Raw genomic sequence first — 24,525 nt, forward strand, 5'->3', positions numbered from 1 at the left:
AGGGTGACAAAGTTTTCCACAACCGGGCGCTCGTCCCCGGGAATTGACCAAGATCATCGCCAAGTGACGGGATGTCCGATCCTCGTCCCATGGCACTTCGATCACGTTCACGCACCGCCACCGCGACCAGCGGACCGGGCCGCGGCCCCGCCTCCGACGGCCGCGTCCGCCACCGCCGACCCACCGAACACCGCCGCACCCGCCACCGCGCACCCGCACCGGCGGAGGAGCTGCGCCGCCGCGCGGAACTCCTCTTCGGCGAACGAGCAGTGCAGTGGCGGGAGTCGGGGAACGCTCCGCCGGACGAAGCGCAGACCGGGCGCACGGTGATGGCCACGGGTGTGGCCCCCGGGCTGCGGGCGGCGCCCGTGGGCCTTGCCGGGGCAGAAGAGGTGGCCGGCGAAGTCGGGCCGGCCTGGGCCCCCGAGGGGCAGCCGGCTCTTCCGCTGAGCGGTGCCGAGCCGCTGGAACCTCTGGTGCCGGGCCTGCGGGAGCGGGCCGCGCTCGCGCTGAGGGAGCGGCTGCCGCTGTGGCTGCAGACGCGGTGCGGGGTCGATCGACGGGGAGTGATCGCCCTTTCCGTGGTCCTCGTCATTGCCGCCGTGTTCGCCGTCCAGCACTTCTGGACGGGCCGGACGCAGACGGTGAGCGCCCCTCGAGTGGTCCGGGCCGAGGCCCCGTTCGCGAAGAAGGGTGAGGACAGCAAGTCCGGCGGCGCCGTGGCCGCCTCCGCGACACCGGCGGGGGAGATCGTCGTGGACGTCAGCGGCAAGGTCCGCAGGCCCGGCATCCGGCGGCTGCCGGCCGGCTCCCGGGTGGCGGACGCGCTGCGTGCGGCGGGCGGGGTACTGCCGGGCGCCGGCACCGAGGGGCTCAACCGGGCCCGCTTCCTGGTGGACGGCGAGCAGGTGGTGGTCGGCGCACCCGCCGGGGCCGCGCCCGTCCCACCCGCACCGGGCGCCGCGGCGGGTGCCGGACCGGCGGGCCCGGGCCCCGGGACCCCGGTCTCCCTCAACACGGCCACCGCGGACCAGCTTGACGCCCTTCCCGGAGTCGGCCCCGTGCTGGCCCAGCACATCATCGACTACCGCACCCGGCACGGCGGATTCCGCTCGGTGGACGAACTGCGCCAGGTCAACGGCATCGGCGACCGCCGTTTCGCCGATCTGCGCAGCATGGTGCGGCCATGAGCGGCGAGGTGGCCCGCTCGCTCCGTGCAGGGCGCCGTCGGGTCGCCGATGAAGCGTCCGGCGAGGAGCAAGCAGGCACCGATGCCCGCCCCCGCCGACCGGCCCCGGCCGACCTGCGGCTGGTGCCGCCCGCACTCGCGGCCTGGGGGACGGCGGCGCTGGTCATCGACATGCCGCCCGTGTGGAGTGCCGGCGTCGCGGTCGCCTGCCTGATCGCGGGGACGGTCCTGCTGTCGGCCGGGTCGGTTCGGTCGGTTCCGTCCGTTGGGTCGGCTCGGCCGGCCCGGTCAGCCCGGTCCGGTCGACGGAAGGTGAGGCCGGTCGGGCCGTTCATGCGGCTTCGCCGGTCGCGTGCTCCGATCGCCGCTGTGCTGCTCTGCGTGGCCGCGGCCGCCGCCTCCGCAGGGTTGCACGGGGCGGATGTGAGGCGGGGACCGGTGCCCGAGCTGGCGCGGCGGTTCGCGACCGTGAGCGCCGAGGTCGAGCTGAGCGGCGACCCCTGGCTGAGCCGGCCACGGGTGCGCGGTGATCACGCGGCACCCGTGGCGGTCCTGGCCCGCGGCGAAGTGCGGTGGATCGAGAAGGGGGACGGGGAGGGCGTACGGACGCGGAGTCCGGTGCTGTTGGTTGTCGGCGGAGACGTTCCGGTGCCGCGGGCGCCACCCCTCGGGGACGTGCCTGCCCTGCAGGACGGCCGCGGTGCGCGTTCGGTCTGGCTCGGGTTGCTGCCGTCCACGCGGCTGCGGGTGACCGGGCGGCTGGCGCCCGCCCTGACCGGCGGTGACCGGACGGCGGCCGTGCTGCGGGTGCGGAGCAAGCCGGCCCCCGAGGTCGTCGCGGGGCCGAGCGGTCCCCAACGGCTGGCGGGCCGGCTCAGGGCCGGGCTGCGGGAGGCGACCGAGGGGTTGCCGGCGGACGCCAGGGCGCTGCTTCCCGGGCTGGTCGTCGGCGACACCTCGAGGATCACGCCGGACCTGGACGATGCCTTCAAGGAGACGGACCTGGCGCACACGCTCGCCGTCTCGGGCAGCAACCTCACGATCCTGCTCGCCCTGCTCATCGGCCCGCCCGGCCTCGCCCAGCGCACCGAACGGCGAGGTCTGGCCCCGCGCCTCGGGCTGTCGCTGCGGGCGACGGCCCTGGGCGCGGGAGCGCTCACGCTCGGGTTCGTGGTCGTGTGCCGGCCCGACCCGAGTGTGCTGCGGGCCGCGGCCTGCGGCTGCGTCGCGCTGGTCGCCCTGGCGACAGGGCGTCGCAGATCCCTGATCCCGGCCCTGGCCACGGCCGTACTGCTGCTGGTGCTGTACGACCCGTGGCTGGGCCGCAGTTACGGCTTCCTGCTCTCGGTGCTGGCCACCGGGGCGCTGCTCGTGCTGGCCCCCGGCTGGAGCGAGGCGCTGCAGCGGCGCGGGGTTCCCGCCCGGCTCGCCGAGGCGCTGGCCGCGGCCGCAGCGGCTCAGGCCGTGTGCGCGCCGGTCGTGGCGGTGCTGTCGGCGAGGGTGAGCCTGGTGGCGGTGCCGTGCAATCTGCTGGCCGAGGTGGCGGTCGCCCCGGCCACGGTGCTGGGGTTCGCGGCGCTGGCCACGGCACCGGTGGCGATGCCGGTGGCCAGGCTGCTCGCCTGGTGCGCGGGCCGGCCCGCCGGATGGATCGCGCAGGTCGCCCGGACCGGTGCGGCGCTGCCCGGCGGCGCGGTGGACTGGCCGGGAAGCTGGTCCGGGGCGCTGCTGCTGGCGGCGGTCACCGTGGCCGTCGTCCTGGCCGGGCGGCGGCTGCTGCGGCACCCCTGGTGGTGCGGTGCGCTGGCCGTACTGTTCCTGCTCGCGGTGGTGCGGCCCGCGCCGCTCACCCGGGTGGTCACCGGCTGGCCGCCGCCGGGCTGGCGGTACGCGATGTGCGACGTGGGCCAGGGCGACGCGACCGTGCTGGCGGCGGGGGAGGGGACCGGGGTGGTCGTGGACGCCGGACCCGATCCGGCGCCGGTGGACCGCTGCCTGCGGGAACTGGGCATCACCCGGATCCCGCTGCTTGTCCTGACCCACTTCCACGCCGACCATGTCGCGGGGCTGCTCGGCGTGCTGCGGGGCCGCTCGGTGGCCGCGATCGAGACCACCGACTTCGAAGAACCGCAGGATCAGGCGGCGTTGGTGAGAAAGGAGGCTGCGGCACGGCACATCCCGCTCACCCGCGCCGCCGCGGGAGAGCAAGGACGCACCGGACCGCTGAGCTGGCAGGTGCTGTGGCCGCCCGCCGCCCCGGGGCCGGGCCAGGCCCCGGCCCCGGAGCCGGACGGCCCGAACGACGCCAGTGTCGCCCTGCTCGTCCGCTCGGGCGGCCTGCGGCTGCTGCTGCTCGGCGACCTCGAACCCCCCGCCCAGCAGGCCCTGTTGCATTCCCCGGCCGCGGCCGAGCTGGCCGGTGTCGACGTGCTGAAAGTCGCCCACCACGGCTCGGCGTACCAGGATCCGGACCTGATACGGCTGGCCGCCCCGCGGGTGGCGCTGATCTCCGTCGGCGCGGACAACACCTACGGCCACCCGGCACCGGCGACCGTCGCCGCGCTGCGGGCCGGCGGGGCGGTGGTGCTGCGCACGGACCGGGACGGGGCACTCGCGGTCGGCGGGGGCGGCGGGCCGGACCGGGAACTGCGCGTGACGAGAGACTGAGCGGCCGGTGTTCGCCCAGACTGGGTGCATGGACTCAGCACGGGCAGACGCCTACCTCCACCGTCTCGGGGCCACCCGCCCGCAGCACCCCACCAGCGAGGCGCTGCGTGAATTGCACCTGCGCCATCTGCGGACCGTCCCGTTCGAGAACCTGTCGATCCACCTCGGCGAGGAGATCGTGCTGGAGGAGCAGCGGCTGCTGGACAAGGTGGTCGACGCCCGCCGGGGCGGCTTCTGCTACGAACTCAACGGAGTGTTCGGCGCGTTGCTGGTCGCTCTCGGCTTCGAGGCCGAGCTGCTCGCGGCGCGGGTGTACGGGGACGAGGGACGTCTCGGCATCCCGTACGACCACATGGCGCTGCGGGTGCGGACGGCGGACGGCGGTGACTGGCTCGCCGACGTGGGCTTCGGGGCGCACAGCCACTTCCCGCTGGCGTTCGCGGACCGCGGCGACCAGGCGGACCCCGGCGGGACGTTCCGGCTGGCGGAAGCCGGTCCGGACCCCGCCGGAGTGCTCGGCCCGAGTCCCGCGGGAGGGGCGGGCGGCGTCGCCGCTCCGGCCGCGGCGGACCTGGACGTCGTGCGGGACGGCCGGCCCCAGTACCGGCTGGAGACACGGCCCAGGGCTCTCGGCGACTTCAGGGCGGGGGCCTGGTGGCACAGCACCTCGCCGCGGTCGCACTTCACCCGGTCACTGGTGTGCTCCCGGGTGACGGAGGACGGAGGGCGGATCACCCTCAGCGGGCGCGCGCTCACGACGACGGCCTCCGACGGGACGAAGCAGACGGAGGAGTTGGGCACGGACGAGGAGGTACTGAACTCGTACCGGGAGTACTTCGGCGTGGAACTGGCCGGTGTGCCCACGGTGCGGGGCCGGGACCGCGACAGTTGAGAATGGGCCCGTGAGCGATGTGAGACATGTGCTGGTGCTGCCCGACCGCGACGCCGCCGAGGAGGCGGCTCACGCGCTCGGGGAGCGTTTCGGCGTCGACGAGGAGCCCCGGCTCGTCCGCGACGCCCTGGCCGGCGAGGACGACGCCGAGGACGCCCAGTGGCTGGTGCTCCTGCGCGACGAGGACGGACGCCTGGACGCCGCCGAACTGGACGCGTTCGCGGGGCAGTGGGACGGCTGGCGCGAGGAGCCGTGACCTCGGGTGGGCCCCGGCCGGATCGCGGAGAGGGCCCGGTCACGGTGCAGCCGCGGAACCCCGAGACGGAGTCGGGGTCGGGTCCGGGACCGGTCGGGGTGCCGAGGCCGGTCCGTTGTCAGTGCCGCGTGGGATGCTGTGAGTGATGGCAAGAAAGACTGCGAATGACGACCCTCTCGCCCCGGTGACCTTGGCCGTGGGCCAGGAGGACCTCCTGCTCGACCGTGCCGTGCGGGAGGTGGTGGCCGCCGCCCGGGCCGCCGACGCCGACACGGACGTACGGGACCTGACCCCGGACCAGTTGCAGCCCGGCACGCTCGCCGAGCTGACGAGTCCCTCGCTCTTCGCCGAGCGCAAGGTCGTGGTCGTACGCAACGCGCAGGATCTCTCGGCCGACACGATCAAGGACGTGAAGGCGTACCTCGGGGCGCCCGCGGAGGAGATCACCCTTGTGCTGCTGCATGCGGGCGGTGCCAAGGGCAAGGGGCTGCTGGACGCCGCGCGCAAGGCGGGCGCGCGGGAGGTGGCCTGTCCCAGGATGACCAAGCCGGCGGACCGGCTGGCGTTCGTGAGAGGGGAGTTCAGAGGGTTCGGGCGGTCGGCCACGCCGGAGGCCTGCCAGGCTCTGGTCGACGCGATCGGCAGTGACCTGCGCGAGCTGGCCTCGGCGGTGGCGCAGCTCGTCGCCGACGTCGAGGGGACGATCGACGAGGCCGTCGTCGGGCGATACTACACCGGGCGGGCCGAGGCGTCCAGCTTCACGGTCGCCGACCGGGCGGTGGAGGGCCGGACGGCGGAGGCGCTGGAGGCGCTGCGGTGGTCGCTGGCCACCGGGGTGGCGCCGGTGCTGATCACCAGCGCGCTGGCGCAGGGCGTTCGGGCCATCGGGAAGCTGTCGTCGGCGCGCGGCGGACGGCCGGCGGATCTGGCCCGGGAGCTGGGGATGCCGCCGTGGAAGATCGACCGGGTGCGGCAGCAGATGCGGGGGTGGACGGCCGAGGGGGTTTCAGTGGCCATGCGGGCCGTCGCGGAGGCCGACGCCGGAGTGAAGGGCGGGGGTGATGATCCCGAGTACGCGCTGGAGAAGGCGGTCGTGATCATCTCGAGGGCCGCCCGGTCCCGCGGGCGCGGCTAGCTGTCCTCGGGGCCCCGCCCGCCCCGAACCGGGCACGGGGCTGCGGCCGAGACCCCTTCAGCGGCCGCACCGCCCGACTCGCTCGGTGGCGAGCGACGGCACAGCCAAAAACCCCGTCACCCGCCCTGGGGAAGGGAAGGATGCCGGGGTCTGTGGTTCACGCTGTTGAGCCCGTTCCCGCGTGGCGAACGCAGGCCGCGAACAGGCTCTGGGGTGCCGGGCGGGAGCGGATGAGAGAGGGCCCGCTCTGGGTCCGTCCGGCGGTCAGATCAAAGGGAGAGCTCAGCCCTGGAGGGACGCGACCTTGGAAGCAAGCGCCGACTTCTTGTTGGCGGCCTGGTTCTTGTGGATGACGCCCTTGGAGACGGCCTTGTCGAGCGCACGCGCGGCAGCGCGCTGCAGCTCGGTGGCCTTCTCGACGTCACCCGCGGCAGCGGCCTCGCGGGCCTTGCGGATCGCGGTCTTCAGGGAGGACTTGACGGCCTTGTTGCGCAGCCGAGCCTTCTCGTTGGTCTTGATCCGCTTGATCTGGGACTTGATGTTCGCCACGAAGGAGCCTTTTCAGGTTCTGGTGCGGGGCCGCTCGGGTCCCGTACCGGTGATCCAAAATTTCTCTGACGTGCCTCGCGCTGAGAGGGCATGAGGCACAGCCATCTACAGTACCAGCGGCCCTGCGGGCGGCCCAAAACGGTCCCCGGTCGCTCCCCGTGGGACCATGGAGACTACGTATCGATCCGACCCGAGGCATAAGGCGCCTCAAGAGACAGGACCCTGCGTGCCCGCGACCCCTAACCATGTGCCCGAGCCGAGCCGTACCGACCCGGCTCTGATCCGCAATTTCTGCATCATCGCGCACATCGACCACGGCAAGTCCACGCTCGCCGACCGGATGCTCCAGCTGACCGGTGTGGTCGAGCAGCGGCAGATGCGTGCTCAGTACCTCGACCGGATGGACATCGAGCGCGAGCGCGGTATCACGATCAAGTCCCAGGCGGTGCGTCTGCCCTGGGCCCCGACCGAGGGCCCCGACCAGGGCACGACCCACATCCTCAACATGATCGACACCCCGGGGCACGTCGACTTCACCTACGAGGTCTCGCGGTCGCTGGCCGCCTGCGAGGGGACCATCCTCCTCGTCGACGCCGCCCAGGGCATCGAGGCGCAGACCCTCGCCAACCTCTACCTGGCGATGGAGAACGACCTCACGATCATCCCCGTGCTCAACAAGATCGACCTTCCAGCGGCCCAGCCCGAGAAGTTCGCCGAGGAGCTGGCGAACCTGGTCGGCTGCGACCCGGCGGACGTGCTCAAGGTCTCCGCGAAGACCGGTCTCGGCGTCGACGCGCTGCTGAACAAGGTCGTCAAGGAGATCCCGGCGCCGGTCGGGGTCGCCGACGCACCCGCCCGCGCGATGATCTTCGACTCGGTCTACGACTCCTACCGGGGTGTCGTGACCTACGTGCGTGTCATCGACGGCCAGCTCAACAAGCGCGAGCGCATCCGGATGATGTCCACCGGCGCCACGCACGAGCTGCTGGAGATCGGCGTCAACTCGCCGGAGATGCTGCCGGCCGACGGCCTCGGCGTCGGTGAGGTGGGTTACCTCATCACCGGAGTGAAGGACGTCCGCCAGTCCAAGGTCGGTGACACCGTCACCAGCCAGAGCAAGGGCGCGACCGAGGCGCTCGGTGGTTACAAGGACCCGAAGCCGATGGTGTTCTCGGGCCTGTATCCGCTGGACGGCTCCGACTACCCCGAGCTGCGCGAGGCCCTGGACAAGCTGCAGCTCAACGACGCCGCCCTGGTCTACGAGCCGGAGACCTCCGCGGCCCTCGGCTTCGGCTTCCGCGTCGGCTTCCTCGGCCTGCTGCACCTGGACGTGATCCGGGAGCGGCTGGAGCGCGAGTTCGGCCTCGACCTGATCGCCACCGCCCCCAACGTGGTCTACCGCGTGGTCATGGAGGACGGCAGCGAGCACACGGTCACCAACCCCAGCGAGTTCCCCGAGGGCAAGATCAGCGACGTGTACGAGCCCGTCGTACGCGCCACGATCCTCGCGCCCACCGAGTTCATCGGGTCGATCATGGAGCTGTGCCAGACCCGGCGCGGCACCCTGCTCGGCATGGACTACCTGTCCGAGGACCGCGTCGAGATCCGCTACACCCTCCCGCTCGCGGAGATCGTCTTCGACTTCTTCGACCAGCTGAAGTCCAAGACGCGCGGTTACGCCTCGCTGGACTACGAGCCCACCGGCGAGCAGACCAGCTCGCTCGTCAAGGTCGACATCCTGCTGCACGGCGACAAGGTGGACGCCTTCTCGGCGATCACCCACAAGGACCAGGCGTACGCCTACGGTGTGCGGCTCGTCGCCAAGCTGAAGGAGCTCATCCCGCGGCAGGCCTTCGAGGTGCCGGTGCAGGCCGCCATCGGCTCGCGGGTCATCGCCCGCGAGACCATCCGCGCCATCCGCAAGGACGTCCTCGCCAAGTGCTACGGCGGTGACATCTCCCGCAAGCGGAAGCTGCTGGAGAAGCAGAAGGAAGGCAAGAAGCGGATGAAGATGGTGGGTTCCGTGGAGGTTCCGCAGGAGGCCTTCATCGCGGTGCTCTCCAGTGATGACAGCGCGGGGTCGGCCAAGGGCAAGAAGTAACTACGGGTAACTCCGGGTTACGTCCTCAAACCGGCCACAAAGGGGGCTCGTCGTGCGAAAGTGCGGCGGGCCCCTACGCGTGCGTAAGGTCGCTCTGCGTGGAAAGTGACAGGCCGAGGCCCCTTACGCAGCGGCCGGTCGCGGCTTACTCTGATCCCTGCTCGATAGTTACTCGCGAGTTAAACAAGTAGCTCGAACCCCACCGTGAGTTAACCCAGCCGCACCGAGTCAGCCGCACTGTCGCGGGCCCCGGAGGATGTCGTGAGCGACACACAGACCCTGATCGAGAACCGTCCGCCGTCCGTGGCGGCCCTCTTCCTGGAGCGCGTCGCGGCCACACCGGACGCGGAGGCCTACCGCTATCCGGTGCCGCCGGCCTCGGGCCAGGGCCCCGACGACTGGAAGTCGCTGAGCTGGGGCGAGGCGGCCGAGCGGGTCTACGCTCTCGCGGCCGGGCTCATCGAGCTCGGCATCCAGCCGGAGCAGCGGGTCGCCCTCGCCGCCTCCACCCGCGTCGAGTGGATCCTCGCCGACCTCGGCATCATGTGCGCGGGCGGTGCCACCACCACGATCTATCCGCAGACCAACGCCGACGAGTCCGCGTTCATCCTCTCCGACTCCGAGAGCCGGGTACTGATCGCCGAGGACGCCGGCCAGCTCGCCAAGGCCCTGGAGAAGCGCGCCGAGCTGCCCGCGCTGACCAAGGTCGTCGTCGTCGACCCGGCCGGTGTGGAGACCAGCGACTGGGTGACCACCCTCACCGAGCTGGAGCAGCGCGGCGCCGCCTATCTCGAGAAGCACCCCGAGCTGATCAAGGAGCGGGTCGGCGCGATCACCCGGGACCAGCTCGCCACCCTCATCTACACCTCCGGCACCACCGGCCGCCCCAAGGGCGTGCGCCTGCCGCACGACAACTGGGCCTACATGGCGAAGGCCATCGCCGCGACCGGCCTGATCAGCGGCGAGGACGTGCAGTACCTGTGGCTGCCGCTCGCGCACGTCTTCGGCAAGGTGCTCACCTCGGGCCAGATCGAGGTCGGGCACGTCACCGCCGTCGACGGCCGCGTCGACAAGATCATCGAGAACCTTCCGGTGGTGCAGCCGACGTACATGGCGGCCGTGCCGCGCATCTTCGAGAAGGTCTACAACGGCGTCGCGGCCAAGGCCCGCGAGGGCGGCGCGGCCAAGTACAAGATCTTCCAGTGGGCCGCCGAGGTCGCCCGCGAGTACGCCAAGGTCACCCAGGACAACTTCCGCCGCACCGGCACCCACTCGGCGCCGTTCGGCCTCGCCGCCAAGCACAAGGTCGCCGACACCCTCGTCTACGCCAAGCTCCGTGAGGCCTTCGGCGGCCGGCTGCGCGCCTGCGTCTCCGGCGCCTCCGCGCTCGCGCCCGAGATCGGCTACTTCTTCGCCGGCGCCGGCATCCACATCCTGGAGGGCTACGGCCTCACCGAGTCCTCCGCGGCCTCCTTCGTCAACCCGGGCGAGGCCTACCGCACCGGTACGGTCGGCAAGCCGCTGCCCGGCACGGAGGTGCGGATCGCCGACGACGGGGAGATCCTGCTGCGCGGCCCCGGCATCATGGAGGGCTACCACCAGCAGCCCGAGAAGACCGCCGAGGTGCTGGAGTCCGACGGCTGGTTCCACACCGGCGACATCGGCGAGCTGTCCCCCGACGGCTACCTGCGCATCACCGACCGCAAGAAGGACCTCATCAAGACCTCCGGCGGCAAGTACGTCGCCCCGGCCGAGGTCGAGGGGCAGTTCAAGGCGGTCTGCCCCTATGTCTCCAACATCCTGGTGCACGGCGCCGACCGGAACTACTGCACCGCGCTCATCGCGCTCGACGAGCCCTCGATCCTGCAGTGGGCCGCCGACAACGGCCTGGGGGGCAAGTCGTACGCGGAGGTCGTGGCGGCGCCGCAGACCGTCGAGATGGTCGACGGGTACGTCAAGCAGCTCAACGAGGGGCTGCAGCGCTGGCAGACCATCAAGAAGTTCCGGCTGCTGCCGCGCGACCTCGACGTGGAGCACGGGGAGATCACGCCGAGCCTGAAGCTGAAGCGGCCGGTGGTGGAGCGGGAGTACAAGCACCTCATCGACGAGATGTACTCCGGAGCCCGCGAGGCCTGACCCGTCCGGGCGAATACGGTGGGGGCCCGCCACCGGCCACGGACCACCGTCCGCGGCCGGCCGGGCAGCGCCCCCACCTGCCCGGGAGAGTCCGCCGGGACGGGCCGGCCCGGGCCGCGCGCGCATCGCTTGCGTTCGGCGTCGCTCGAAAGTGTGCGTCTTCTGGTGCTGCTGTAGCACAGTTCCCCGTCATTGCTGGCCGCTTCGGTGACTCAGTGCTCTCGGGTCCGCGCGCTCTGTCACCCTGGCCGCATGGACATGGCGGCCATACCGACGCAGCGGGAGAACGAGACCCACGCCCGTGGGGCGCAGGGGCACGCCACGCTGCCCGGAAGCCCCTTCTCGCCCGGCTCGGCCCGCGCCCTGGTGCGCGCGTGGCTGGCCGGGGAGCCGCAGGTGGCCCAGCGGCTCGTGGACGACGCCATGGCGGTCGTCAGTGAGCTGGTCACCAACGCCGTCGTCCACGCCGGAACGCAGGTGGAGGTCGACTGGCGCCTGGAGCGGACCGGCGCCTTCGTCGTGGAGGTGTGCGACCGTCACCCCGCGCGCTCCCCGCGCGACCCCGCCCCGGGCGAGGTGCCGTACGAGACCCCCGACCACGGGCGCGGCCTGCGCCTGGTCGCCACCCTCGCCGAGTCCTGGGGCGTCACCTACCGCCCCGGCAGCAAGACGGTCTGGGCCCAGCTGCCCCCTGGCGGCAAACCCGACCCGCAGGTGCCCGCCCCGGAGCACACCCTGGAGACCGCCGAGGCCCTCGCCCCGCACCCGCAGCGCCCCGGAGCGGACCGGGACTGGCTCGGCAGGGGCGCGCTGTCGTTCCTCGCCGAGGCCTCCGACCTGCTCGCCGGACAGCTGGACGAGAACCTGGTGGCCGCCCTCACCGGCCAGCTGCTGGTGCCCCGGCTGGCCGACTGGTGCGCGATGTGGCTGGAGGACGAGGCGACCGTACGCGGCGGCGACGGCAGCGCGCCCTCCCGGGTCTGGCACGTCAGCGAGGACCGCATCGAGGAGCTGGCCCGGGCCCTGGAGAAGGACCCGCCGAGCCCCGGGGACGGGCTGCGCTCCGGACCGGCGCCCTACCCCTGGCCCGGTGACGCGCTCGGCCCGCAGGGCGCGGACGGCACGGCGCTGGCGTACCGGCTGATCGCGGGCGGCAGGCCGCTCGGCACCCTGGTCATCGGGCGCTGCGGGCCGGTCGGCTTCCCCGACGAGGTCACCGGCCTGGTCGAGGACCTCGGCCGCCGGGTGGCCCTGGCCATCGGCGCGGCCCGCCAGTACGCCCGGCAGGCCACCATCAGCGCCGTCCTGCAGCGCGGCCTGCTGCCCGGCGCGGTCGCCGAGATCCCCGGCGTGAGCAGCGCCCTCGTGTACGAGCCCTGTGACAAGGGCGGCCCGAGCGGCGACTTCTACGACCTGTTCCCGGCCGGCGACGGCCGCTGGTGCTTCGCCGTCGGCGACGTGCAGGGCAAGGGCCCCGAGGCGGCGGTCGTGATCGGGCTCGCCCGGCCCTGGCTGCGCCTGCTCGCCCGCGAGGGCTACCGGGTCGCCGACGTCCTCGACCGCCTCAACCAGCTCCTGCTGGACGACGCCACGGAAGCCGCCGACGCCGCCGCCCGTGCCCTGGTGGCCGGCCGGCCCGTCCTCCCCGGCGAGGGCCCGCAGAACCGCTTCCTGTCCCTCCTCTACGGCGAGCTGGCCCCCCGCGAGGGCGGCGGCGTCCGCTGCACCCTCGCCTCAGCCGGGCACCCCCTGCCGCTGGTCCTCGGCCCCGACGGCGAGGTCCGCACGGCCGCCCGGCCGCAGACGCTGCTCGGGGTCGTCGAGGACGAGACGTACACCAGCGAGACCATCGAGCTGCGCCCCGGCGACAGCCTGCTGTGCGTCACCGACGGGGTCACCGAGCGGCGCTCGGGCTCCCGCCAGTTCGACGACGGCGACGGGCTCGCCCGCGCCCTGTCCGGCTGCGCCGGCCTCAGCGCCGAACTGATCGCCGAGCGGATCCGCCGCCTGGTGCACGACTTCGGCGGCGGCCAGCCCGAGGACGACCTGGCGCTGCTCGTGCTCCAGGCGGGGTGACGCGGTCCGGTGCTGGACAATGGAGGGCATGCCTTCCGCACTCCCCGACGGCGAGCCCGTCCCCGCCGACGGCGCGCTGCCCGACTCCGCGCTCACCGGGGCCGCCGACCGCCCTCTCGGCTTCTACCTGCACGTCCCCTACTGCGCGACCCGCTGCGGCTACTGCGACTTCAACACCTACACCGCCACCGAGCTGCGCGGCACCGGCGGGGTGCTCGCCTCCCGCGACAACTACGCGGACACTCTGACCGACGAGATCCGGCTGGCGCGGAAGGTGCTCGGCGACGACCCGCGCCCGGTCCGTACGGTGTTCGTGGGCGGCGGCACGCCGACGCTGCTGGCCGCCGATGACCTCGTGCGGATGCTGGGGGCGATCCGCGACGAGTTCGGGCTGGCGCCGGACGCGGAGATCACCACGGAGGCGAACCCGGAGTCGGTCGACCCGGCGTACCTCGCCACCCTGCGGGCGGGCGGCTTCAACCGCGTCTCCTTCGGCATGCAGAGCGCGAAGCAGCACGTGCTGAGGATCCTGGACCGCACCCACACCCCCGGCCGCCCCGAGGCGTGCGTGGCAGAGGCGCGGGCGGCCGGCTTCGAGCACGTCAACCTGGACCTGATCTACGGCACGCCGGGCGAGTCCGACGACGACTGGCGGGCGTCCCTGGACGCGGCGATCGGCGCCGGACCGGACCACGTCAGCGCCTACGCGCTCATCGTCGAGGAGGGCACCCAGCTCGCCCGCCGGATCCGCCGGGGCGAGATCCCGACGACCGACGACGACGTCCACGCCGACCGCTATCTCATCGCCGAGGACGCCCTGTCGGCGGCGGGCTTCGAGTGGTACGAGGTCTCCAACTGGGCCACCTCGCGGGCCGGGCGGTGCCTGCACAACGAGCTGTACTGGCGCGGCGCCGACTGGTGGGGCGCGGGCCCCGGGGCGCACTCGCACGTGGGCGGGGTGCGCTGGTGGAACGTCAAGCACCCGGGGGCGTACGCGGCGGCGCTGGCGTCCGGCCGGTCGCCGGGGGCCGGGCGCGAACTGCTCTCGGACGAGGACCGGCGCGTGGAGCGGATCCTGCTGGAGCTGAGGCTGCGGGAGGGCGCGCCGCTGTCGCTGCTGAAGGAGGAGGGCCTGGCGGCCTCCCGGCGCGCGCTGGCGGACGGCCTCCTCCGGAAGGAGCCGTACGAGGAGGGCCGCGCCGTGCTGACCCTGCGCGGACGGCTGCTGGCGGACGCGGTGGTCCGGGACCTGGTGGACTGATCGTTGATCGTCGTACCGGATACGTTCCCGGCGATGCTCTCCGGCAGGCGCGTCCGCAACGCCGCCGCCGGGGTCACTCGGGAGCCGTGACGAAGTCGATCAGCTCCTCGACCCTCCCCAGCAGCTCCGGCTCCAGGTCCTTGTACGACCGCACCCGTGACAGGATCTGCTGCCAGGCCGCGCCCGTGTTCTCCGGCCAGCCGAGCGCCCGGCACACGCCCGTCTTCCAGTCCTGGCCCTTCGGCACCGCCGGCCACGCCGGGATGCCCAGGGACGCCGGCTTCACCGCCTGCCAGATGTCGATGTACGGGTGGCCGACCACCAGCGCGTGCTCGCTGGTGACCGACTCCGCGATGTGCCACTCCTTCGTGCCCGGCAGCAAGTGGTCCACCAGGACGCCCAGGCGCGCGTCCGGGCCCGGGGCGAACTCGGCGACGATCGCGGGCAGGTCGTCCACCCCCTCCAGGTACTCCACGACCACGCCCTCCACGCGCAGGTCGTCGCCCCACACCCGCTCGACCAGCTCCGCGTCGTGCCGCCCCTCGACGTAGATGCGGCCGGCGCGGGCCACGCGCGCGCGTGCGTTCGGGACGGCGACCGAGCCGGAGGCCGTGCGGGCGGGCCGTGCCGGGGCGGCGGACGGCCGTACGAGGGTGACGGCCCTGCCCTCCAGGAGGAAGCCGCGCGGCTGCAGCGGGAACACCCGGTGCTTGCCGAAGCGGTCCTCCAGCGTCACCGTGCCCGCCTCGCAGCGGATCACCGCCCCGCAGAACCCGGTACCGGGCTCCTCCACCACCAGACCGGGCTCCGCCGGCACCTCCGGGACGGGCTGCGGCTTCTTCCAAGGGGGAGTCAGGTCGGCGGAGTACACACGAGGGCGCGGGCCCGAGGGGCCCTCGTGGGAAGGGCGGTGGCGGGAGACGGGTGGGCGCATTCGGATGACGATAGGAGAACCGCCGGAGCCGTGCTCACGACACGCCGAAACGCGCGGCCAGCGCGTCCCGTTGACGTCGGACGAAGGCCGCGTCGACCACCGCTCCGTGACCGGGCACGTACAGCGCGTCCGGGCCGCCCAGCGCGAGCAGGCGGTCCAGCGCGTCCGGCCAGCGGGACGGTACGGCGTCCGGACCCGCCTGCGGCGCGCCGGACTCCTCGACCAGGTCGCCGCAGAAGACCACCTCCGGGGAGCCCGGGACCAGGACGGCCAGGTCGTGGGCGGTGTGGCCGGGCCCCACGTTGGCCAGCAGGGCCTGACGGCCGCCGCCGAGGTCCAGGGTCCGCTCCCCGGAGACCGGGTGACGGGGCGCGGCCAGGGCGTCGACGGCCTCGTCCGCGTCGGCCACCGGCAGCCCGTTGCGGATCGCGTCCAGGCGCAGTTCCTCGCGCTGCCGGGCGAACACCGCGTCCATGCCCACCGCCGCGTACACCTCCGCGCCGGCGAACGCAGGGGCGCCGAGGACATGGTCGAAGTGGGGATGCGTCAGCGCGAGATGGGTCACACGGCGGCCCGCGAGCCGCTGCGCCGCCTCACGCACCCGCGCGCCCTCCGCCAGGCTCGACCCGGCGTCCACCACCAGCGCCGTACCGTCCCCGACGACCAGCCCGGCGGTGCAGTCCCAGCCGGGCAGCCGGCACCGCCCGACCCCGGCGGCAAGCCGCTCCCACCCCAGCTCTTCCCAAGTCACGGTCATACCGCGACGCTATCGGTGGAGCGGGCAACGAGCCGGACCGACCTTGCCCGGTGAGTACCCCACGGCCGTACACTGGGCCGGGAACGCTGGCACTCACCGATGCAGAGTGCCAGGCGGCCGACCCGAAGGGCCGAGGGGACCGGATGCTGGAGGTGCGCGCGGATGCTGAGTGAACGCAGGCTTCAGGTGCTGCGCGCCATCGTCCAGGACTATGTGGGCACCGAGGAGCCGGTGGGCTCCAAGGCGCTCACCGAGCGGCACAACCTCGGCGTCTCCCCGGCGACCGTGCGCAACGACATGGCGGCCCTGGAGGACGAGGGGTACATCGCGCAGCCGCACACCAGCGCGGGGCGCATCCCCACCGACAAGGGCTACCGGCTGTTCGTGGACAAGCTCGCGGGCGTCAAGCCGATGACCGCGCCCGAGCGGCGCGCGATCCAGAACTTCCTCGACGGCGCCGTCGACCTCGACGACGTGGTGGCCCGGACCGTACGGCTGCTCGCGCAGCTCACCCGGCAGGTCGCCGTCGTGCAGTACCCGTCCCTGACCCGGTCCACCGTGCGCCATGTGGAGCTGCTCTCACTCGCCCCCGCGCGCGTGATGCTCGTGCTGATCACGGACACCGGCCGGGTCGAGCAGCGGATGGTGGACTGCCCCGCGCCGTTCGGGGAGTCCTCGCTGGCGGATCTGCGCGCGCGGCTGAACAGCCGGGTCGCCGGCCGCCGGTTCACGGACGTGCCGAAGCTGGTCGAGGACCTGCCGGAAGCCTTCGAGGCCGAGGACCGCGGTACGGTCTCCACGGTGCTCTCCACCCTGCTGGAGACACTGGTCGAGGAGAACGAGGAGCGGCTGATGATCGGCGGTACCGCCAATCTCACCCGCTTCGGACATGACTTTCCCCTCACCATCCGGCCGGTGCTCGAGGCGCTGGAGGAGCAGGTCGTGCTCCTCAAGCTGCTCGGTGAGGCGAAGGATCCGGGCATGACCGTGCGCATCGGGCACGAGAACGCCCACGCAGGACTCAACTCCACCTCCGTGGTGTCGGTCGGTTACGGTTCGGGCGGCGAGGCGGTTGCCAAGCTCGGCGTGGTCGGACCGACCCGCATGGACTACCCGGGAACGATGGGAGCGGTACGCGCAGTGGCACGGTACGTCGGACAGATCCTGGCGGAGTCGTAAGTGGCCACGGACTACTACGCCGTTCTCGGCGTGCGCCGCGACGCGTCGCAGGATGAGATCAAGAAGGCGTTCCGGCGGCTCGCGCGCGAGCTGCACCCGGACGTCAACCCCGATCCGAAGACCCAGGAGCGGTTCAAGGAGATCAACGCCGCCTACGAGGTGCTGTCGGACCCGCAGAAGAAGCAGGTCTACGACCTCGGCGGCGACCCGCTCTCCCAGGCCGGCGGCGCCGGCGCGGGCTTCGGGGCGGGTGGCTTCGGCAACTTCTCCGACATCATGGACGCGTTCTTCGGTACGGCGTCGCAGCGCGGCCCGCGCTCGCGCACCCGGCGCGGCCAGGACGCGATGATCCGCATCGAGGTCGAGCTGGACGAGGCGGCCTTCGGCACGACCAAGGACATCCAGGTCGACACGGCGGTCGTCTGCAACACGTGCAACGGTGAGGGCGCCGCTCCCGGCACCTCCGCCCAGACGTGTGACATGTGCCGGGGCCGCGGTGAGGTCTCGCAGGTCACCCGGTCCTTCCTGGGCCAGGTCATGACCTCCCGCCCCTGCCCCCAGTGCCAGGGCTTCGGCACCGTCGTGCCGACGCCGTGCCCCGAGTGCGCCGGTGACGGGCGGGTGCGCTCGCGGCGCACCCTGACCGTGAAGATCCCCGCCGGTGTCGACAACGGCACGCGGATCCAGCTCGCCGGCGAGGGCGAGGTCGGGCCCGGCGGCGGCCCCGCCGGTGACCTGTACGTCGAGATCCACGAGCTGCCGCACTCCACCTTCCAGCGGCGCGGCGACGATCTGCACTGCACGGTGACCATCCCGATGACCGCGGCGGCCCTCGGCACCAAGGTGCCGCTGGAGACGCTGGACGGCATGGAGGAGGTCGACATCCGGCCCGGCACCCAGTCCGGGCAGTCCATCCCGCTGCACAACCGGGGCGTCACGCATCTGCGCGGCGGCGGCCGGGGCGACCTCGTCGTGCATGTCGAGGTGCAGACGCCGAACAAGCTGGACCCGGAGCAGGAGCGGTTGCTGCGGGAGCTGGCGAAGCTGCGCGGTGAGGAGCGGCCCCAGGGCCAGTTCCAGCCGGGGCAGCAGGGGCTGTTCTCACGGCTGAAGGACGCGTTCAACGGGCGCTGACCCGGCCGGTCGGAAAGTGGCATGTGCCGGTGGGGAAGCCCGATTCGGCGTTGTTCGGAGGACGTGACAACATGCCGTCATGTCCTCCGCGCTGACCGATCTCTTCCCCCACCCGATCGTGCAGGCTCCCATGGCGGGCGGGGTCTCCGTGCCGCGGCTCGCCGCCGCCGTGTCCGGGGCGGGCGGCCTCGGATTCCTCGCCGCCGGGTACAAGACGGCCGACGGCATGTACCAGGAGATCAAGCAGCTGCGGAGCCTCACGGCCCGCCCCTTCGGCGTGAACGTCTTCATGCCGCAGCCGGAGTACGCCGAGTCGGGCGCCGTGGAGGTCTACACCCACCAGCTGGCCGGTGAGGCCGCCTGGTACGAGACCGAGCCGGGCGACCCGGACAGCGGCCGGGACGACGGCTTCGACGCCAAGCTCGCCGTCCTCCTCGACAACCCGGTGCCGGTGGTCTCCTTCCACTTCGGCGTGCCCGGCCGGGAGGTCATCGACTCCCTGCACCGCGCCGGCACCTTCACCCTGGTCACCGCCACCACCCCCGAGGAGGCCCGCGCCGTGGAGCGCGCCGGGGCCGACGCGGTGATCGCACAGGGCGTGGAGGCCGGCGGCCACCAGGGCACCCACCGGGACTGCGCGGAGAACGACGGCGCCGGCATCGGGCTGCTGTCCCTGATCGCGCAGATCGGTGAGGCGGTGCGCCTCCCGATCGTCGCCGCCGGCGGCATCATGCGCGGCAGCCAGATCGCCGCCGCGCTCGCCGCCGGCGCCACCGCCGCCCAGCTCGGCACCGCGTTCCTCGCCACTCCCGAGTCCGGCGCCCACGCCCTGCACAAGCAGGCGCTGACCAACCCGCTGTTCGCCCGCACCGAGCTGACCCGCGCCTTCTCCGGCCGCCCGGCCCGCGCGCTGGTCAACCGCTTCCTGCGCGAACACGGCCCGTACGCCCCCGCCGCCTACCCCGAGGTCCACCACCTCACCTCCCCGCTGCGCAAGGCCGCCGCCAAGGCCGACGACGCGCAGGGCATGGCGCTGTGGGCCGGCCAGGGGCACCGCATGGCCCGGGAGCTGCCGGCCGGGGAGCTGGTGGAGGTGCTGGCCGCCGAACTCGCCGCCGCCCGGACAGCGTTGTCGGACGGACCGGGCGGAGGTGACGCGCGATGACGGCACCCGTCTTCGTCGTCGAGCACTTCCGCGCCCAAGGGGGCGGCCGGTACGTCCTGGACGGGCCCGAGGGGCGGCACGCGGTCTCCGTGAAGCGGCTCCAGCCCGGCGAGGAGGTCGTCCTCACCGACGGCGCCGGACGCTACGCGGTGTGCGACGTGGTCGGCACCGAGGGCAAGGACCGGCTGATCGTGCACATGGGCGGCATCGAGGAGGAGCCGGAGCCCGCGCCGCGCATCACCGTCGTGCAGGCGCTGCCCAAGGGCGACCGCGGTGAACTCGCCGTGGAGACGATGACCGAGGTCGGCGTCGACGCGATCGTGCCCTGGCAGGCGGCCCGCTGCATCACCCAGTGGCGGGGCGACCGCGGGCTGAAGGCGCTCGGCAAGTGGCGGGCCACCGCCCGCGAGGCCGGCAAGCAGTCCCGGCGGGTGCGCTTCCCCGAGGTCGCGGACGCGGCGACGGCCAAACAGGTTGCCGCGCTTCTCGCCAGGGCCGACTTCGCCGCCGTGCTCCACTCGGACTTCGAGCACGAGAGCCGGCCGCTGGCCACCGCCCCGCTCCCCGCCGAGGGTGAGATCGTGCTGGTCGTGGGCCCCGAAGGGGGCGTCTCCCGGGACGAGTTGGCGCTCTTCGAAGGGGCGGGTGCGCAGGCGTACGTACTCGGTCCTACGGTGTTGCGTACATCCACCGCCGGCACCGCCGCCGCGGCCCTCCTGCTGGGACGCAGCGGCCGCTGGTCATGACACCAGGGGGAACACCGATGGAACTCGCCCAGGTACGGCTCCTCGTCACCGACTTCACCGCCTGCTACCGGTTCTACGCCGAGGTGCTCGGCCTCAAGCCGCAGTCCGGGGCGAGCCAGGGGCCGTACGAGAAGTTCAGCCCGCACGCCGGCTCCGCCGGCATCGCGCTGCAGGACCGCGCCATGATGGCCGGGCTCCTGGCCGAGCTGGGCGAGACCGCCACCGGCCACCGCTCCCTGGTCGTGCTGCGCGTCGACGACCTCGACGCCTACTGCGCCGGCATCACCTCCCGCGGCGCCACCCTGCTCCACGGCCCCGCCCCCATGACCGACCGCATGCGCGTCGCCCACCTCAAGGACCCGGAGGGCAACCTGGTGGAACTCCAGGAGTGGCTGCTCCTGCGCACCTGACGGCGACGCCGCGTGGCGCAGGCGGACCGGCCGAGCGACGGCGCCGGGGCCACGGCGTCTGCGCACGAACGGGTGAGTGGCTGTTTGCGGCCTTTCGTCCGGGCGGGGTCGGTGGGACGCTGCCTGCATGGGGGTATCGAGGCGGATCGGGCGTCGGGTGTGGGCCGTGCCGGCGGCGGGGCTCGTGGTGGTGGGCGGGGGTGCGCTGGTGGCGTGCGATCCGGGTGGGCTGAGTTCCGCCACGGCCGCGTACACCACCGACACCACCGCGACCGCCGAGCTGAAGCGGCAGCACGTGGACGTCAGTTGGCTCACCTGCACCGGGAACTACGCCAAGGGCGGCTTCACCGCGGGCAGGTCGCCCTCGCCGTCGGAGAGCACCGTCGTCTCCGTCGACTGCCAGGGCCGGACCAGGGACGGACAGAGGATCAGCGTCAAGGGCAAGGTGACCAAGGCGGTCAACGGCGCCTGCGTACGCGGCGATCTGACGGCCACGGTCGGCGGCCGGCGGGTCTTCCACGTCGACGGGCTCGGCAACTGCGATGCCGCTCCGGGCCCGACGTACCAGCCGCCCGTCACCCACCGGCCCACCGGCGGCCCCCGGCCCACCGTCACGGTCACCGTCACCCGCACCCTCTGGTGCAAGGGCGACCCGACCTGCTGGCCCGTCGAGGGCAAGTGATCGGAAACGAGGGCGGGAAGCGGCGGTCGCTGCGTACTCTGACGGGGTGACTCAGGGCGCTTCGACAGGAACCTCCGGCTACCTCCGATTCCCCTCACTCCACGGCGATCTGGTGACCTTCGTCGCGGAGGACGACGTATGGCTCGCCCCTCTCGACGGCGGGCGGGCCTGGCGGGTCAGCGCCGACAACGTGCCGGTCAACCACCCCCGCATCTCGCCCGACGGCACGACCGTCGCCTGGACCTCCACCCGCGACGGCGCCCCCGAGGCGCACGTCGCACCCGTCGAGGGCGGCCCCGCCAAGCGGCTGACCCACTGGGGGAGTGGGAAGACCCAGGTGCGCGGCTGGACCCCCGACGGCGAGGTCCTCGTGCTCAGCACCCAGGGCCAGGCCAGCCTGCGCCGCACCTGGGCCCGCGCCGTCCCGCTCGACGGCGGACCGGCGGCCACGCTGCCGTACGGGCCCGTCGGCGACGTCGCCCACGGCCCGCACACCGTGCTGCTGTCGGCGCTGATGGGCCGCGAGGCCGCCTGGTGGAAGCGGTACCGGGGCGGTACGGCGGGCAAGCTGTGGATCGACCGGGCCGGCGACGGTGCGTTCGTGCGGCTGCACGAGGAGCTGGACGGGAACCTCGAGTACCCGCTCTGGGTGGGCGACCGCATCGCCTTCCTCTCCGACCACGAGGGCACCGGCGCCCTCTACTCCTCCCTCGCCGACGGCACGGACCTGCGCCGCCACACGCCTCTCGACGGCTTCTACGCCCGGCACGCCGCCTCCGACGGCACCCGCGTCGTGTACAGCAGCGCCGGTGAGCTCTGGCTGCTGGACGACCTGGCCGGCGCCGAGCCCCGCCGGCTCGACGTACGACTCGGCGGCCCGCGCGTGGACCTGCAGCCGTACCCGGTGAACGCCTCCCGCTGGTTCGGCTCCGCCGCCCCCGACCACACCGCGCGCGGCAGCGCGGTCTCCGTGCGCGGCGCCGTCCACTGGGTCACCCACCGCTCCGGCCCCGCCCGCGCCCTCGCCGCCCAGCCCGGCGTGCGGGCCCGGCTGCCGCGCACCTTCCGCGCCGAGGGCGAGGAGTGGGTGGTGTGGGTGACGGACGCCGAGGGCGAGGACGCCCTGGAGTTCGCGCCCGCCACCGGCCCCGCCCCCGGCACCACTGCGCGCCGGCTCGCCGCCGGGCAGCTCGGCCGCGTCCTGGAACTCGCCATGGCGCCCGACGGCAGCCGCGCCGCCGTCGCCGCGCACGACGGACGGCTGCTGCTGGTCGAGCGCGAGACCGGTGAGGTCCGCGAGGTGACCCGCAGCGACCACGGCGACGTGTCCGACCTCGCCTTCTCGCCCGACTCCGGCTGGCTCGCCTGGTCCCACCCCGGCCCCTCCCCGCTCGCCCAGCTCCGCCTCGCCCACACCACCGACCTCACGGTCACCGAGGCGACCCCGCTGCGCTTCCGGGACTACGCGCCCGCCTTCACCCTGGACGGCCGGCACCTCGCCTTCCTCTCCAGCCGCTCCTTCGACCCGGTCTACGACGAACACGTCTTCGACCTGGCCTTCGTCGAGGGCGTCCGCCCCTACCTGATCACCCTGGCCGCCGCCACGCCCTCCCCGTTCGGGCCGCAGCGCCACGGCCGGCCCTTCGGCGCCCCCGACAAGGACGAGACCCCCGACAGCGAGGGCACCCCGGCCACCCGCATCGACCTCGACGGCCTCGCCGACCGCATCGTGCCCTTCCCGGTCGAGGCCGCCCGCTACAGCAACCTGCGCGCCGCCAAGGACGGCGTGCTCTGGCTGCGCCACCCCGTGCGCGGCGTCCTCGGCGCCTCCCGCGCCACCCCCGACGCCCCCGACCCCAAGACCGAGCTGGAGCGCTACGACCTCGCCCAGCAGCGCCTGGAGCACCTCGCCGCCGACGCCGACCACTTCGAGGTCAGCGGCGACGGCAAGCGGATCCTGCTGTGGACCGACGGCCGGCTCAGGGTGGTACCCGCCGACCGGCGCCGCTCCGACGACGAGGACAGCGACTCGAACATCACCGTCGACCTCAGCCGCGTCCGCCAGACCGTCGACCCGGTCGCCGAATGGCGGCAGATGTACGACGAGACGGGCCGCATCATGCGGGACAACTTCTGGCGCGCGGACATGGGAGGCGTCGACTGGGACGGCGTCCTGGACCGCTACCGCCCCCTCCTCGACCGCCTCGCCACCCACGACGACCTGGTGGACCTCCTCTGGGAGGTGCACGGCGAACTCGGCACCTCGCACGCCTACGTCACCCCGCGCGGCGGCTTCGGCAACGGCGAACGCCAGGGCCTGCTCGGCGCCGACATCTCCCGCCACGAGGACGGCAGTTGGCGCATCGACCGCATCCTGCCCTCCGAGACCTCCGACCCCGACGCCCGCTCCCCGCTCGCCGCACCCGGCGTCGCCGTACGCCCCGGGGACGCGATCGTCGCCGTCGCCGGCCGCCCGGTCGACCCGGTCACCGGCCCCGGCCCGCTGCTCGTCGGCACGGCCGGAAAGCCGGTCGAGCTGACCGTCTCACCGGTCGGCGGGGGCGATCCGCGGCACGCCGTCGTCGTCCCCCTCGCCGACGAGGAGCCCCTGCGCTACCACGCCTGGGTCGCCGACCGCCGCGCCTACGTCCACGAGAGGTCCGGCGGCCGCCTCGGCTACCTCCACGTGCCCGACATGCAGGCTCCCGGCTGGGCCCAGATCCACCGCGACCTGCGCGTCGAGGTGGCTCGCGAGGGCCTGGTCGTCGACGTCCGGGAGAACCGCGGCGGCCACACCTCCCAGCTCGTCGTGGAGAAGCTGGCCCGCCGGATCGTCGGCTGGGACCTGCCGCGCGGCATGCGGCCCGAGAGCTACCCGCGGGACGCCCCGCGCGGCCCGGTCGTCGCCGTCGCCAACGAGTTCTCCGGCTCCGACGGCGACATCGTCAACGCGGCGATCCGGGCCCTCGGCATCGGCCCGGTCGTCGGCACCCGCACCTGGGGCGGCGTCATCGGCATCGACAGCCGCTACCGCCTGGTCGACGGCACCCTCATCACCCAGCCCAAGTACGCCTTCTGGCTCGAGGGCGCCGGCTGGGACGTCGAGAACCACGGCGTGGACCCCGACGTGGAGGTACCCCACACGCCCCAGGACTGGGCGGCGGACCGGGATCCCCAGCTCGACGAGGCAGTGAGGTTGGCGTTGGAAGCGCTGGAGGGGAGTCCTGCGAAGGTGCCGCCGAGCATCCCCACCTGA

19 protein-coding genes are annotated in these 24,525 nt (G+C 73.3%); 16 read left to right on the plus strand and 3 right to left on the minus strand.

Features of this window, described 5'->3' with window-relative positions; all coding sequences use genetic code 11:
* Positions 1–89 precede the first annotated feature (89 nt).
* The 5 genes from ACZ404_RS06510 to holA all read left to right on the plus strand — a co-directional run bounded on the left by ACZ404_RS06510 (position 90) and on the right by holA (position 6,139).
* Positions 90–1,190 (plus strand): ComEA family DNA-binding protein, encoded by a 1,101-nt coding sequence (locus tag ACZ404_RS06510; RefSeq protein ID WP_468436505.1) that lies wholly within the window; start codon positions 90–92, stop codon positions 1,188–1,190.
* Positions 1,187–3,856: a ComEC/Rec2 family competence protein gene (locus tag ACZ404_RS06515; RefSeq protein ID WP_468436507.1), complete on the plus strand. Its 2,670-nt coding sequence runs from the start codon at positions 1,187–1,189 to the stop codon at positions 3,854–3,856. Before ACZ404_RS06510 ends, ACZ404_RS06515 begins: the two co-directional genes overlap by 4 nt.
* Before the next feature lie 28 nt (positions 3,857–3,884).
* The gene (locus tag ACZ404_RS06520; RefSeq protein WP_468436509.1) at positions 3,885–4,748 is read left to right on the plus strand and encodes an arylamine N-acetyltransferase family protein; all 864 of its coding nucleotides are present in this window, start codon (positions 3,885–3,887) and stop codon (positions 4,746–4,748) included.
* A gap of 10 nt (positions 4,749–4,758) precedes the next feature.
* The gene (locus ACZ404_RS06525) at positions 4,759–5,004 is read left to right on the plus strand and encodes a hypothetical protein (RefSeq protein ID WP_468436511.1); all 246 of its coding nucleotides are present in this window, start codon (positions 4,759–4,761) and stop codon (positions 5,002–5,004) included.
* A gap of 145 nt (positions 5,005–5,149) precedes the next feature.
* A complete protein-coding gene (holA, locus tag ACZ404_RS06530) occupies positions 5,150–6,139 on the plus strand; it encodes a DNA polymerase III subunit delta (RefSeq protein WP_468436513.1) in 990 nt (329 codons plus the stop codon).
* 282 nt (positions 6,140–6,421) lie between these two features.
* On the opposite strand, the gene rpsT is transcribed toward holA, so the two are convergent.
* Positions 6,422–6,688 (minus strand): 30S ribosomal protein S20, encoded by a 267-nt coding sequence (rpsT, locus tag ACZ404_RS06535; RefSeq protein WP_055710488.1) that lies wholly within the window; start codon positions 6,686–6,688, stop codon positions 6,422–6,424.
* A gap of 226 nt (positions 6,689–6,914) precedes the next feature.
* Between rpsT and lepA the strand changes: the two genes are divergently transcribed.
* The 4 genes from lepA (at position 6,915) to hemW (ending at position 14,262) form a co-directional block, all read left to right on the plus strand.
* The gene (lepA, locus tag ACZ404_RS06540; protein WP_468436515.1) at positions 6,915–8,789 is read left to right on the plus strand and encodes a translation elongation factor 4; all 1,875 of its coding nucleotides are present in this window, start codon (positions 6,915–6,917) and stop codon (positions 8,787–8,789) included.
* A 261-nt stretch (positions 8,790–9,050) separates the two neighbouring features.
* Complete coding sequence (locus tag ACZ404_RS06545; RefSeq protein WP_468436518.1) at positions 9,051–10,925, plus strand: AMP-dependent synthetase/ligase; 1,875 nt, start codon at positions 9,051–9,053, stop codon at positions 10,923–10,925.
* 258 nt (positions 10,926–11,183) lie between these two features.
* Entirely contained in the window at positions 11,184–13,001 is a 1,818-nt protein-coding gene (locus ACZ404_RS06550; protein ID WP_468437170.1) for a SpoIIE family protein phosphatase, read from the plus strand.
* A 28-nt stretch (positions 13,002–13,029) separates the two neighbouring features.
* Positions 13,030–14,262, plus strand: a complete 1,233-nt coding sequence (gene hemW, locus ACZ404_RS06555) for a radical SAM family heme chaperone HemW (protein WP_468436520.1) — start codon at positions 13,030–13,032, stop codon at positions 14,260–14,262.
* Between the two features lie 73 nt (positions 14,263–14,335).
* Here the strand turns inward: hemW and ACZ404_RS06560 are convergent, their stop codons facing one another.
* Together ACZ404_RS06560 and ACZ404_RS06565 are read right to left on the minus strand one after the other, a co-directional pair.
* Positions 14,336–15,196 carry a DUF3097 domain-containing protein gene (locus tag ACZ404_RS06560; RefSeq protein WP_468436522.1) on the minus strand — a complete coding sequence of 287 codons (861 nt, stop codon included), beginning with the start codon at positions 15,194–15,196 and terminating at the stop codon, positions 14,336–14,338.
* Between the two features lie 34 nt (positions 15,197–15,230).
* The gene (locus tag ACZ404_RS06565; protein ID WP_468436524.1) at positions 15,231–15,953 is read right to left on the minus strand and encodes an MBL fold metallo-hydrolase; all 723 of its coding nucleotides are present in this window, start codon (positions 15,951–15,953) and stop codon (positions 15,231–15,233) included.
* A 162-nt stretch (positions 15,954–16,115) separates the two neighbouring features.
* Between ACZ404_RS06565 and hrcA the strand changes: the two genes are divergently transcribed.
* The 7 genes from hrcA (at position 16,116) to ACZ404_RS06600 (ending at position 24,525) form a co-directional block, all read left to right on the plus strand.
* The gene (gene hrcA, locus ACZ404_RS06570) at positions 16,116–17,132 is read left to right on the plus strand and encodes a heat-inducible transcriptional repressor HrcA (RefSeq protein WP_468436526.1); all 1,017 of its coding nucleotides are present in this window, start codon (positions 16,116–16,118) and stop codon (positions 17,130–17,132) included.
* Positions 17,133–18,266 carry a molecular chaperone DnaJ gene (gene dnaJ, locus ACZ404_RS06575; protein ID WP_468436528.1) on the plus strand — a complete coding sequence of 378 codons (1,134 nt, stop codon included), beginning with the start codon at positions 17,133–17,135 and terminating at the stop codon, positions 18,264–18,266.
* Positions 18,267–18,345: 79 nt separating this feature from the next.
* Positions 18,346–19,431, plus strand: a complete 1,086-nt coding sequence (locus ACZ404_RS06580) for a nitronate monooxygenase (protein WP_468436530.1) — start codon at positions 18,346–18,348, stop codon at positions 19,429–19,431.
* Positions 19,428–20,177, plus strand: coding sequence for a 16S rRNA (uracil(1498)-N(3))-methyltransferase (locus ACZ404_RS06585; RefSeq protein ID WP_468436532.1), 750 nt, complete (start codon positions 19,428–19,430; stop codon positions 20,175–20,177). Before ACZ404_RS06580 ends, ACZ404_RS06585 begins: the two co-directional genes overlap by 4 nt.
* Before the next feature lie 17 nt (positions 20,178–20,194).
* The gene (locus tag ACZ404_RS06590; protein ID WP_468436534.1) at positions 20,195–20,587 is read left to right on the plus strand and encodes a VOC family protein; all 393 of its coding nucleotides are present in this window, start codon (positions 20,195–20,197) and stop codon (positions 20,585–20,587) included.
* A 127-nt stretch (positions 20,588–20,714) separates the two neighbouring features.
* The gene (locus ACZ404_RS06595; RefSeq protein ID WP_468436536.1) at positions 20,715–21,269 is read left to right on the plus strand and encodes a hypothetical protein; all 555 of its coding nucleotides are present in this window, start codon (positions 20,715–20,717) and stop codon (positions 21,267–21,269) included.
* A 46-nt stretch (positions 21,270–21,315) separates the two neighbouring features.
* Positions 21,316–24,525 carry a S41 family peptidase gene (locus tag ACZ404_RS06600; protein WP_468436538.1) on the plus strand — a complete coding sequence of 1,070 codons (3,210 nt, stop codon included), beginning with the start codon at positions 21,316–21,318 and terminating at the stop codon, positions 24,523–24,525.

Source organism: Streptomyces sp. NPDC030798 (genome assembly GCF_055572275.1).

Coding starts and splice junctions, on each gene's coding strand:
- ACZ404_RS06590 (WP_468436534.1), top strand. CDS start 20,195: ATGGAACTCGCCCAGGTACGGCTCCTCGTCACCGACTTCACCGCCTGC.
- holA (WP_468436513.1), top strand. CDS start 5,150: ATGGCAAGAAAGACTGCGAATGACGACCCTCTCGCCCCGGTGACCTTG.
- ACZ404_RS06565 (WP_468436524.1), bottom strand. CDS start 15,953: ATGACCGTGACTTGGGAAGAGCTGGGGTGGGAGCGGCTTGCCGCCGGG.
- ACZ404_RS06580 (WP_468436530.1), top strand. CDS start 18,346: ATGTCCTCCGCGCTGACCGATCTCTTCCCCCACCCGATCGTGCAGGCT.
- ACZ404_RS06520 (WP_468436509.1), top strand. CDS start 3,885: ATGGACTCAGCACGGGCAGACGCCTACCTCCACCGTCTCGGGGCCACC.
- hemW (WP_468436520.1), top strand. CDS start 13,030: ATGCCTTCCGCACTCCCCGACGGCGAGCCCGTCCCCGCCGACGGCGCG.
- ACZ404_RS06585 (WP_468436532.1), top strand. CDS start 19,428: ATGACGGCACCCGTCTTCGTCGTCGAGCACTTCCGCGCCCAAGGGGGC.
- ACZ404_RS06515 (WP_468436507.1), top strand. CDS start 1,187: ATGAGCGGCGAGGTGGCCCGCTCGCTCCGTGCAGGGCGCCGTCGGGTC.
- ACZ404_RS06595 (WP_468436536.1), top strand. CDS start 20,715: ATGGGGGTATCGAGGCGGATCGGGCGTCGGGTGTGGGCCGTGCCGGCG.
- ACZ404_RS06550 (WP_468437170.1), top strand. CDS start 11,184: ATGGCGGCCATACCGACGCAGCGGGAGAACGAGACCCACGCCCGTGGG.
- ACZ404_RS06510 (WP_468436505.1), top strand. CDS start 90: ATGGCACTTCGATCACGTTCACGCACCGCCACCGCGACCAGCGGACCG.
- ACZ404_RS06560 (WP_468436522.1), bottom strand. CDS start 15,196: ATGCGCCCACCCGTCTCCCGCCACCGCCCTTCCCACGAGGGCCCCTCG.
- hrcA (WP_468436526.1), top strand. CDS start 16,116: ATGCTGAGTGAACGCAGGCTTCAGGTGCTGCGCGCCATCGTCCAGGAC.